Below are 12,198 nucleotides of genomic sequence, written 5' to 3' on the forward strand. Positions count from 1 at the left end.
GGCTTTAACGTTAGTGTCTCTGACATTTCAAGAACTGGGTATAGAGTTGGCAAAATTATTCCCTTTAATGCTCGAGGATAGTACATACCTTTCTTTCGATCACGAGTCCTACTTCTTCTTTTAACGCAAATCTAGACCCTTCGAATCTGTTAAGATGGTCCACGATAATTGTTCTGCCCTGTGCGACCACCTCAGCCCTAGCTGTGTTGCCCAAAATATAGAAATTCTCTAAAGTTCCCTGCAGTTTGATAACATCGGTTTCTCCTATCTGAGCCAATTGATCTTTACTAACTAACAAAATATGTTCGGGGCGGATACATACCTCGGCATCTTTATCCGTGAAACCGACCAATCCGCCGGGAACAAAGTTATAGGTACCAATAAATTGAGCTACAAACTTATTCGTAGGATTGTGATAAATTTCTTCCGGAGTCCCGTACTGCATAACTTCCCCACCGTTAATGACCACGATGCGATCGGACATGACCAGGGCTTCCAGTTGATCATGAGTCACAAAAATTGTGGTAATCCCCATCTTCTTTTGAACGTCACGAATCAAGATTCTTGCGCTCTCCCTTACCTTTGCATCAACCGCGCTTAGGGGTTCATCTAAAAGGAGAAGGTCTGGTTTGACGACTAAGGCCCGCGCTAAAGCAACCCTTTGCTGTTGTCCTCCCGACATCTGGTGCGGATAGTTGTTTTCTTTGCCCGAAATACTAAGAATATCCATAACCTCTTCGACCTGTTTTCGGATCTCCTGAGATGGTACCTTCTTTATTTTAAGCCCAAACGCAATATTTTCAAAAGCCGTCATGTTGGGAAAAAGGGCATAAGATTGAAAGACCATGCCGATGTTTTGTTCTTTCTTACTTTGTCCTTCTATCATTTCCCTTCCGTTAACAATAATCTTCCCATCGTCCCCACGTTCTAAGCCCGCGATAATTCTTAGGAGCGTGGTTTTTCCGCACCCGCTAGGACCTAATAAGGTAACAAATTCTCCTTTTTTAATCTCCAGCTCGATTCCTTTTAAAACTTGACGGCCCTGAAAGCTCTTATCAATGTTGACGACCTGAACATAGCTCACGTATCATACCCCCACATTACCCTATACTCATTTCCTCCTGATAATAACACCAAAAGTCCTCTGAACTTCCCAGTTCTTCCGATCCCCAGCTTCAATAACACCTTCTGCTGTCTGACTTCCGACTTCTGGTAAGCTTCGTCTCCCTTCGAAAAGCAATCCAGATCAAGATTAACGACATCAACAATATGACTAGAAAATACGAAGCCACTAAAGCATTGGCCAAGTGACCGTCAACTTTCTGCAATTTATATAAGTAAATCTGAATGGTCTCATAGTTATCTCCAACCAATAAATTAGCTAGGACAAATTCTCCAAACAGCACAGAAACTGAAATCAAGGCTGCTGAAATAACTCCCCTCAACACATTGGGGAAAATAATTTTAACAAACGTCTCCAACTTACCGCACCCCAACATCAGCGCAGCCTCTGTCAGAGACTTGACATTGATGGTCCGAAAACTATTTTTCGTTGCCTGATACATAAAAGGTAAGATTAACACGAAATAGGAGCCGATTAAAATCCAAGGAGTACCAGTAATGCGCACTGGTCCTTTGGAATACATCTGAATCATACCTATGGCCAAGATAACTCCAGGCATAGCAAACGGCAAAATTGACAGAATCTCAAAGAGTTTCTCCAAACGCGGGTAATAAACAATAGCTAAGTACATTGATGGAATAATGATCAGAATCGACAGTATAATGGTCGCGAAGCTCACATAGACGGTCCTCAATAACGCTTGCATGAACTCTGGACTACTAAAAAGTTGCTGGTAATAGGACAAAGTATACCCCTCAGGCAAGATGGTCGTACTCCACCTTGTCGCTACAGAGAATAGAAGGGTAGCCACGATTGGGAAAAATAGATACGCGAAGATAAGCACCAAAACTAGTTTTGAAACAATCCCTCGTTTCATTGCCCCACCCCTCCGCCGTTTTTCTTGAGCCTCTCATTAATGACAATGGACGCTACTAAAAAACCAGCCATAATGACTGCTAAAGCACTGGCCAGAGAAGGATCTGGGAAAATATCCCCTGTGACTAGATTCGCAATCGTAATGGAAACTAAGCTGTTGTTCGAGTTTGTCAAGGCGTAAGCAGTGGCATAAGCACCTAGGGAATTGGCAAAAAGTAATGTGAAACTGCCCAACATGGAAGGCAACAAGATTGGCAAACCGATCTTGCGCCAGAAGTGAATCCGGCTGGCCCCTAAGATTTGAGCCGCTTCCTGAATATCCTGCCTAAGGGCATAGACTGCAGGATACATCAGCATAAAGGCCAAAGGAACACTAAAATAAATATAAACTAAGACGATCCCTGTCCAGCTAAAGAGGCTAAAACCCGTGCCGTACAAGTCCAATCCCATCTTTTCCTTTACCAAGACCGTTACAAGTCCATTGACTCCCAAAAGAACGATATACGCAAATGCCAAAGGCACACCGGAAAAATTTGAGGTCATATTGACCAACGTCAATAGTTTTTCCCGCCAGGCTTCTCCTAGCGAGCGCAAGGCTAAAGCGCCAGATGTACCAATAATCAAACCAATAATACCCACAGCCACGGATACCAATAAACTGTTTCTCAAGGAAACTACGTAATATTTGCTTTGGAAAATTCGGGAATAGCTTTGCAGACTTATTCCAGTCGCGGTATGTACACTGCTGTAAATAATATATCCCATGGGTAAGATTTCGAAGGCTAAGGCGAAGATGATCAAAGGAATAAATGGAACCCAAAGGATTCCACCTCGCCGCAACTCTTGGCCGAGCCGAGTCACTCTGTTATTTTTCATTTATCAGGCCTCCTCGTCGCCGACGACTTTGGAACAGTATTAGACTAGGGGAAGGCCTGACTTAAAAGAACCTTTAACGACCCAAGTCCCGTCAGGCTTTTCCCACAATCGACTATTGCGAGACTATGACATTATTTCTCCACAGATCGGGGATCGTTTTCATATTCTTTTCCCAAGAGGCGAAATCCTTAATTGGTTTAGCTGAAGCATATTGTTCTTTAGGTACCATCGCTTTAGCGATATCCGCGGGAATTTGAACTTTGTCTCGAATTGGGCGAGCAAACCCTTTGGCTAAAAGAACTTGACCTTCGTCACTTAAGAGGTAGTCTTGGAAGGCTTTAGCCGCATTAGGGTGGGGAGCGTATTTATTAATGATTGAGACATAGGCACTTGCCACAGTCCCATCACTGGGAATAACGACCTCGTAATTTTCTTTATCCGTTAAGCGGGACCGATAACCAAGCGCGTTGAAATCCCACAAAATTCCCACAGGAACTTCACCCTTTTGGAAGACGCTGAAAATATTATCACTGGGTTTGAGATTGCCGGCCTTGGCCAGCTTCTTGAAGTATTCAATCCCAGGAGTTAAGTTGTTTTCGTCCCCACCGTTGGCAAACGATGCGGCCAAAATCGCGGCTTGTGATTGGGCAGCTTTTAAAACATCCCCGGTTACTACTGCGCCTTTGTATTCTGGTTTAAGTAGATCTGCCCAGCTGTGGGGAACCTCTTTAACCAGTTTAGTGTTTACTAAAAAGGCGATTGTACCGACATATTCTCCTGTCCAACGACCATCTTTATCTTTGGCCCAATCCGGAACCTCACTCCAAGTCGGCCCCTTGTGTGCTTGAACAACATCACGCGCTATCGCAACATTACCAAAGGTAATGCCTACATCCCCAATATCGGCGACAGGGCTGCTTTTCTCGGCGTCAAACTTAGCAATTTCCTCAGCACTCGTCATATCTGTGTCTGAGTGAGTAATCTGATTGTTTTTCGTGAAATTGCCCCAAATCTCGCCTAAGTTTGCCCAAGCATCAGGCATGCCGTAGGAAACAACCTTTCCTTCCTTTTTCACTGCGTCTTTTAGAGCTTGTCCGGTTAATTCACTGGTTTGCTTAGCCTCTTTACTTGGGTCTGTCGCCGGTGTCGTTCCGCATCCTGTCAAAAGACTACTCATTAAGAATGCACCAATCATAGCGAACGCAAGGGGTTTCCTTGTCCTCTTTAACATGATCGTTCCTCCTCTTAAAATAATCTACCATAGTGAATTCCTAGGCACGAGACTTGTTCAATCTTTCACAGAGCTAACTGAGAATGCCACCCCACCCCCTCTACTACTTTCGGTTTACGGTGTAATTCAGGTATATCCATTCACTGTCTACGAAGTAAAAGCCTTGTCATCGCCTACCAGAACAATTGCTACTAAACAAGGCTCTATATCTAGATAAAGCGTTCTGGATAATTTGTGATCACAATATCTGCACCAGAAATCGCAACACGTTCCATCTCCCAGGGCTCATCCACGGTCCAAGTATGTACTCCGATTCCCCGCAAATGACTTTCTCGTACTAATTCTGGGGTTACAAAGGCAAAGTGCGGATGCAGATGGCTTGCCCCTAAATTCTGAGCATAAAGCCAAGGTGAGATCAGCCCACAGTCATAAAGCAAGCCTGTTTTTAGATGAGGGTAGTTCTCGATTACTTCTACAATCGTTTTATGTTCAAAGGAGGAAATTATACTCTGGGGGGTCACTTGATATTTTTCCAGTAACTGAGCCACTTTGCCGACGATACCCGGGTATTCGATCAGGCCTGTTTTAATCTCTACATTGAGGATTAAAGACCTTCCCGTCAACATTTCCAGCAACTCCACTAACGTCGGAATGGGAGCGTACTTATTGAACTGGACTCCGAAATTTAGTTTTTTAAGTTCCGTAAGCGTAAAGTTTTTAACCCAACCGTTGCCGTCACTCGTCCGGTCGACACGTTCGTCGTGGCAGATGACAACTTCTCCATCTCGTGACAGTTGTACATCGAACTCAAATCCATCCACCCCTAATTCAAGGCCCCTTGCAAAGGAGAGTATCGTATTTTCCGGGGATGTACCCGCTGCTCCCCGATGACCCAAGATCTTCATAAAATCTCTCCTTAACCGTCCTACATCTATTCTTTGTAACTTGCCGAAGTTCCCTAAACAATTCAGTATTTTCATCATAACACTAAATTGTTATTTTGACGTTAGGCTATTGTAATGTTTATGTAAAATGGAAAAATGTCTACAATATTCTTAAACAATTCCCATGACCACTTTGGCGATATTAACCGTGTGTTCATCCACTTGATATAAGAGATTGATTAAGTCTAACGTAATATAGCGAAACTTTTCTTCAATCCTTAATTTGCTTTCTAGACCGCTTTGCTGAGGGCTTTGAGCGAGAAAATCAAACTGTAAATTTCTCTGTATGCGAGTTGTCTCAGGATGTTCACGAATGATTTCCGCTGCAGTTTGTGAATCCCACTGAGTTAAGGCCTTCAGTATAGTCACAAAATGATCCGTTACTTGTCGATATAAATCGTCTAGGTGTTCCCAGTTCTCTGCAGGAACATTCAAATCCTCACGATGCAATTTCTTGCTCAATTGAACCATAGCCATAATTGCATCCCCAATATGTTCTAACTCTTTGACGATAAACTGGACGTTCATACTTTCTTCTGCCTGCTCATCTGTTAATCCTTTTTGTGATAAGACTGCCAAGAAACGCATTGTATGTCGATAATACCAATCCACCTCCTCTTCCGCCTTAACCACTTCTTCAGCCAAATCATCACTACTTGATAATAAAGCTTCTGGAATCAGCTGCAGCATCTTGTTAGAAATAAACTCCCCCAAAGCGCGGATCTCCTCATGAACTTGTTTAAGCGCTACAGCTGGAACCTCCAAGGAAGCTTCATCGATCACTCTGAATTTCAAGGGAGTATCTTTGCTAGGGCGATCTGGAATCAAACGGTTTAGACCCCTAGCAATAACGTTATTAAATGGGAAGAATAAAATAACCATGAATACTGCAAACAGCAAATGGGCATTGGCAACCTGTCGCTGCAAATCACTTGTTGTCCACTGAATAAGACGGGCCAATTGGGCTAGAAAGGGAAACACCAAAGCTGCCGCGACGACTTTATACCCTGTGTTCGCTATCGCCGCACGCTTAGCATCCATCTTTTGGGCCGTGAGACTTGTTAGCAGGGTCGTCACTGTCCCTCCAATATGAGCGCCAAGGACGAGCGGGACAATAGCAACAAGTCCTAAGAGGTTTTGCCCAGCAAGTGACATCATTATGGCGAACACTGCTGTACTACTTTGGAGCACAGCAGTAAAAATCAGTCCTACAATGATCGCCAAAAAGGGTTGTGTTCCCAAGTGAGACAGAAAGGTGTAGACTTCAGGAATGTTACGAAGCGGAGCCGAAGCATTGGACATATTAGACATCCCAATAAAGATTAAGCCAAAACCAATCAAAGAATGTCCAAAATGCTTCCACTGCTTTTTTCCTGAAAAATATAGCACAAAGCCAATAAATACTGCTCCCAGAGCGACATCAAGGATTTGAAAAGCAATGAGTTGGATGGAGATGGAAGTTCCTACGGCCGAGCCTAAAACAATACCCAACGCTTGCCCAAGGCTCATCATCCCTACATTGACGAACTCCACCACCAAAACAGTTGTCGCTGCACTACTTTGAAAGGCAACGGTCATGACCATCCCTAACAAAATTGTTAAAAACTTCTTTTGGGTGATTGATTGAAGAATTTCCTTCAGCCGACGAGCCGCAAATTTCTGCAACCCATCCGACGTTGTTTGAACCCCATACATGAAAAGGCCCAGTCCACCTAGAAACGTAACCACAGTTCCGATAATACCCATCTTCCCCCTACTCCCTTAGACCAGAAGGACGCTATTTCTTCTATCATAAACTCGTACTTATCCCCTAAACCACAATATCCTCTTCAATTCCACTCCACAACTGTCTGGACTAAGATAGCCACCCCAAAACTTATACCTACTAATATGCAAAAAGGCCTAAAATAAACCTGTTTATTCGACAGATAAATTTACGGCTTCTCTATTTGAAAAGAATAGAACAGGAGCTGCTAATCCTGTTCTATAGACATAGACTTATGACTTATCTAATTAAATTTTCACCTTGTTCCATTTTTTGTTCTTGAATGGTCCCTGTGGGATGTCCGGAGAATGCAGAATTTCTTAGAGTTGCGCTTAAATTCGTTGATACTGACGTCAGGGGGGGGTTATCGAGCTAATGCTTTTCTGCCGCGATAAGTTGCGCTTTCTCCAAGCTCCTCTTCAATTCGGAGTAGCTCATTATACTTGGCTACCCGTTCTGTCCGCGCCGGTGCCCCCGTTTTGATCATGCCGGCATTAACGGCAACTGCCAAATGAGCTAAGGTGACATCTTCTGTCTCTCCGGAACGATGAGACACAACTGCTGTAAATCCAGCCCGTTTTGCCATTTCGATGGCATCTAAAGTTTCGGTTAAGGTTCCGATTTGATTCAGCTTGATAAGAATTGAGTTGGCATTTTTCCCCTCAATTCCCCGTGCCAAGCGTTCTGGGTTCGTCACAAATAAATCGTCTCCGATGAGCTGAACGCGATTTCCCAAGCGCTCCGTCAATTTACGCCAGCCTTCCCAATCTTCTTCATCCAGTCCATCCTCGATGGAAACAATTGGATATCGCTCAATCAGTCCTTCATAGTAATCAATCATCTCGTCCGAGGTCTTGGTGAGCCCTTCCCCTGCTAAGTGATAGAGTCCTTTTTCATAAAGTTCTGTGGCTGCCACATCAATGGCCAAGGCCACTTGTTCGCCCGGAATATAGCCCGCTCTTTGAATAGCGTCAACAATGCAAAGTAACGCATCTTGGTTGGATTCTAAACTGGGAGCGAAACCACCTTCATCCCCAATTGAGGTCGCCAAAGATTTTTCTTTAAGAACGGCTTTTAGACTATGGTACACTTCTGTTCCCATGCGCAGGGCCTCGGCAAAGTTTGAGGCTCCAACCGGCATAATCATAAATTCTTGAATATCCACATTGTTATCGGCATGTTTGCCGCCGTTTAAAATATTCATCATGGGCACCGGAAGTTCTTTGGCATTCACCCCTCCTAAATACTGATAGAGTGGCAAGCCCAGCGCTTCTGCAGCCGCTTTTGCTGCCGCCAAGGACACCCCAAGGATGGCGTTTGCTCCCAGTTTTCCCTTGTTTTCCGTAGCATCGAGTTCAATCAACAAGCGATCCAAGCCCGGTTGATCGAAGGGATTGAGTCCCTCTACTTCAGGGGCAATCAGCAAGTTGACATTCTCAACAGCTTTCAATACCCCTTTACCCATATAACGAGTCTTGTCTTCGTCCCGCAGTTCAACTGCTTCAAAAGCCCCTGTGGAAGCACCCGAAGGGACAGCCGCACGGCCTATGCTCCCATCTTCAAGAACGACATCCACTTCTACCGTTGGGTTTCCTCGGGAATCCAAAATCTCGCGTGCATAAACATCCGTAATCAAGCTCATTAAAATTTCCCCCTTTTTTTGAATACTCCTGTTCTGGAGTCTTTACGTATCCAGTAATGATTTTCCTGTCATTTCCTTGGGTATTGGGATCTGGAGTAATTTCAGCAGAGTAGGCGCGACATCGCACAGTACGCCCCCCTCACGTAGAGTTTGCCCAATAAACCGATCATCGACCAATAGGAACGGCACGGAATTTGTGGAGTGAGCAGTCAGCGGCAGCTCGGTCTTCGGGTCCAATTTCATTTCGGCGTTCCCATGATCCGCGGTCACGATGAGGGTCCCATTCAACCTTTGTAATTCCTCATAAATCTCTCCCAAGCATCGATCCACCGCTTCCACCGCTTGGACGGTTGCTTCAAAAACACCAGTATGTCCAACCATATCCGGGTTGGCAAAGTTGAGAATAATCACATCATGGGTCTTTTTCCGCAACTGTTCCAGGAGGGTTTGGGTTAATGCTGGAGCGCTCATCTCAGGCTGGAGGTTATACGTCGCGACTTTTGGTGAAGGGATTAGAATTCGTTCCTCGTTAAGAAATGGTTCTTCGAGTCCACCGTTAAAAAAGAACGTCACATGCGCATATTTTTCGGTTTCTGCGATTCTCAACTGCCTTAACCCGTGATCTGCAAGCACTTCCCCTAATGTATTCTCCAGATTTTGCTGGGGAAAGGCAACAGGTGCTGGGATTGTGTCCTCATATTCAGTCATACACACAAAGTGGACATGCGGACGATTGGGTCGTTCAAATCCCGGAAATTCCTCGTCAACAAAGGCATGGGTGATTTCCCGCGCCCGGTCGGAACGAAAGTTATAGAAGAGCACGCTATCCCCCTCTTGTATACCCCCCACTGGCTTCCCTTCGTCATCAATAATCACGGTTGGAGGCACAAATTCATCCGTCACCCGAACGTCATAGGAACTCTCCACTGCTGCCAAGGCACTTGGTGCGAACTTCAATTCGCCTTTCGCTATTAAGGCTTGATAGCCCTTTTCAAGACGTTCCCAGCGTTTATCTCTGTCCATGACGTAATAACGGCCACTCACTGAGGCTATTTGTCCAATCCCCAGTTCCTTGATCTTTGCTTCCAGCTGGGCTATATATTCTTTGGCACTCTGCGGCAAGACGTCGCGACCATCGAGTAGGACGTGGATATACACTTTCTCTAAGCCCTGTTTCTTGGCCATTTCCAACAGCGCAAACAAGTGGTCGATGTGTGAATGAACTCCCCCGTCGGAAAGTAAACCCACCAGGTGGAATGCTTTGTTATGATAATGGGCCTGATTCATGGCTTCGAGGAGAACGGAATTCTCAAATAAAGTCCCATCCTTTATCGCTTTAAAGATACGGGTTAGCTCTTGGTAGACCACTCGTCCGGCCCCAATGTTCAAATGCCCTACTTCAGAATTCCCCATTTGTCCGTGCGGTAATCCCACGGCCTCTCCGGAGGCCTGAAGGGTGGTGTGAGGGTATCTGTTTTCTAGGCTTTGAAAAATAGGTATTTTCGCCCGAGCAATGGCGTTTCCTTCTGCTTCAACACGGTGACCCCACCCATCCAGAATCATGAGGAGAAGTGGTTTTGTTTCTGTCATTATCATTCACCTCATAGTATTTCCTAGTCGTATGCCTTAAACGGAAGTCGCATTATGGACAAGCCTGGCAAAGCTCAGGGGATCGAGACTTGCCCCTCCAACCAAGGCACCGTCAATATCAGGCTCAGCCAATAGTTCGGCAATGTTTTCCGCTTTGACGCTTCCGCCATAGAGAATGGGCACTTGCTCGGCGGCCGATCCCATGAGACCCGACAAAGTGGCCCGGATAGAGGCACACATTTCTTGAGCGTCTTTGCTAGACGCCGTTTTCCCAGTTCCAATGGCCCAAATTGGTTCATAAGCAACGATGACCCGCCTCAAATCCTCAATCGATAAACCTGTGAGAGCACGAGAAACCTGGGTACTAACCCTCTCTGCAGCTTTTCCTTCTGCGCGGACGTTAAGATTTTCTCCCACACATAACATGGGCTTTAAGCCTGAGGACAGCGCTTTCTGTACCTTTTTCGCGATCTCTTCATCCGTTTCTCCGAACAGTTCTCGCCGTTCAGAATGGCCGAGTATAACATATGTACAGGCCACATCGAGCAACATTTGGGCGGATATTTCTCCGGTATAGGCACCTTGGTCTGCCCAAGCCATGTTTTGAGCGCCCAAATGGACGATACTTTCTTCCAATTCATTCTTTAAGGAAGACAGGGCGGTAAAGGGAGCACAGAGAACGATGTCCAGTTCTGTGACATTCCGAACTTCTTCTAAAAATTTCCCAGCATAGTCCACTGCTTCGCTGACCGTTTTATACATTTTCCAGTTACCGGCAATGACCGTCCGTCGCTTCGCCAATTTATTATTCCTCCACTTCGCCAGATTGAAAATTGTTGGTACTCCATCTGGAGTTAGTATAGTTTTGAAATATTCGAACCTCGAATTGACTTACGCTTTGTCCTGAAGCGCAGCAACCCCTGGTAAAACTTTTCCTTCTAGAAACTCAAGCGAAGCGCCGCCCCCGGTGGAAATATGAGTCATGCGATCCGCAACGTTCATTTTCTCCACGGCTGCCACAGAATCCCCGCCTCCGACAATCGTTATTCCTCCACAGGCGGCAACCGCCTGAGCAACCCGCTCAGTTCCTTTGGCAAAGGCATCCATTTCAAATACACCCATTGGACCGTTCCAAATAACAGTCCGAGCTGTCGCAAGGCGGGCAGCGAACCTCTCGGCACTTGCTGACCCAATATCTAAGGCCATTTCATCCTCCTGAATTTCAGACACACTTACCGTACGGTGAGGAGCATTTGCTTCAAAGGCATGAGCTACCACCACATCGATTGGAAGTTCTAGGGTAACCCCTTTTCTCTTGGCCTTTTCGATGAGTTGCTTGGCCAATTCCACCTTTTCCTCTTCTAGAAGAGACTTCCCCACCTTAAACCCTTGGGCTTTCAAGAAGGTATTTGCCATCCCACCCCCGATGATCAAAACGTCGACCTTTTCTAGGAGGTTTTCAATTACGCCAATCTTATCGCTCACTTTGGCTCCGCCAATAATGGCCACAAAGGGACGTTCTGGCCGTTCCAAAGCATTGCCCATGAATTCCACTTCTTTTTGCATTAGTAAACCAGCCACGGCGGGAATATAGTGGGTAACCCCTTCTGTTGACGCATGGGCACGGTGTGCGGTTCCGAAGGCGTCATTAACAAACAACTCTGCCAGCGAGGCTAGTTCTCTAGCAAACGCCAGATCATTTTTCTCTTCTTCTGCATGAAAACGGACATTTTCCAATAATAGAACTTGCCCATCCTGTAACGTGCTGACCGCTTCCATCGCTGGGTCCCCTACACAATCCCCTGCTAGACTCACGTTTTGTCCCAATAGCTCACTCAAGCGCTTGGCCACAGGTTCTAAGGAATAACTTGGATTCGCTTGCCCTTTGGGACGACCGAGGTGCGAAGCTAAAATCACGCGGGCTCCCTCTTGCACGAGATATTGGATTGTGGGGAGAGAAGCCCGTATTCGAGTATCATCGGTAATGTGCCGTTGTTCATCCAATGGTACATTAAAATCCACCCGTACCAGCACTCGTTTTCCTCGTACCTCCACATTTTTAACGCTCTTTTTGTTCATGCATTAATCCCCTTTCACTTTGACCAAGGGTTCGGTTTTCCTCAGATAGGTTCCATTATTTCTATAATATAC

10 protein-coding genes are annotated in these 12,198 nt (G+C 45.6%); all 10 read right to left on the reverse strand.

Annotated features, from left to right (window positions below; all coding sequences use genetic code 11):
• Positions 1–64: 64 nt before the first annotated feature.
• Positions 65–1,084, reverse strand: coding sequence for an ABC transporter ATP-binding protein (locus tag DSOL_RS00160; RefSeq protein ID WP_075362879.1), 1,020 nt, complete (start codon positions 1,082–1,084; stop codon positions 65–67).
• A gap of 91 nt (positions 1,085–1,175) precedes the next feature.
• Positions 1,176–2,000, reverse strand: a complete 825-nt coding sequence (locus tag DSOL_RS00165) for an ABC transporter permease (protein ID WP_075362880.1) — start codon at positions 1,998–2,000, stop codon at positions 1,176–1,178.
• Complete coding sequence (locus tag DSOL_RS00170; protein ID WP_075362881.1) at positions 1,997–2,875, reverse strand: ABC transporter permease; 879 nt, start codon at positions 2,873–2,875, stop codon at positions 1,997–1,999. Before DSOL_RS00170 ends, DSOL_RS00165 begins: the two co-directional genes overlap by 4 nt.
• 112 nt (positions 2,876–2,987) lie before the next feature.
• The gene (locus tag DSOL_RS00175; protein WP_075362882.1) at positions 2,988–4,106 is read right to left on the reverse strand and encodes an extracellular solute-binding protein; all 1,119 of its coding nucleotides are present in this window, start codon (positions 4,104–4,106) and stop codon (positions 2,988–2,990) included.
• A gap of 209 nt (positions 4,107–4,315) precedes the next feature.
• A complete protein-coding gene (locus tag DSOL_RS00180; RefSeq protein WP_075362883.1) occupies positions 4,316–5,011 on the reverse strand; it encodes a glycerophosphodiester phosphodiesterase in 696 nt (231 codons plus the stop codon).
• A 150-nt stretch (positions 5,012–5,161) separates the two neighbouring features.
• Positions 5,162–6,796: a Na/Pi cotransporter family protein gene (locus DSOL_RS00185; protein ID WP_075362884.1), complete on the reverse strand. Its 1,635-nt coding sequence runs from the start codon at positions 6,794–6,796 to the stop codon at positions 5,162–5,164.
• 383 nt (positions 6,797–7,179) lie between these two features.
• Positions 7,180–8,457 (reverse strand): phosphopyruvate hydratase, encoded by a 1,278-nt coding sequence (gene eno, locus DSOL_RS00190; RefSeq protein WP_075362885.1) that lies wholly within the window; start codon positions 8,455–8,457, stop codon positions 7,180–7,182.
• 42 nt (positions 8,458–8,499) lie between these two features.
• On the reverse strand, positions 8,500–10,047 hold the full coding sequence (gene gpmI, locus DSOL_RS00195; RefSeq protein ID WP_075362886.1) for a 2,3-bisphosphoglycerate-independent phosphoglycerate mutase: 1,548 nt from the start codon (positions 10,045–10,047) through the stop codon (positions 8,500–8,502).
• A 36-nt stretch (positions 10,048–10,083) separates the two neighbouring features.
• A complete protein-coding gene (tpiA, locus tag DSOL_RS00200; protein ID WP_075362887.1) occupies positions 10,084–10,848 on the reverse strand; it encodes a triose-phosphate isomerase in 765 nt (254 codons plus the stop codon).
• Positions 10,849–10,938: 90 nt separating this feature from the next.
• The gene (locus DSOL_RS00205; RefSeq protein WP_075362888.1) at positions 10,939–12,126 is read right to left on the reverse strand and encodes a phosphoglycerate kinase; all 1,188 of its coding nucleotides are present in this window, start codon (positions 12,124–12,126) and stop codon (positions 10,939–10,941) included.
• Positions 12,127–12,198: the final 72 nt, after the last annotated feature.

Source organism: Desulfosporosinus metallidurans (assembly GCF_001936615.1).
Taxonomy (GTDB): Bacteria; Bacillota; Desulfitobacteriia; order Desulfitobacteriales; family Desulfitobacteriaceae; genus Desulfosporosinus; species Desulfosporosinus metallidurans.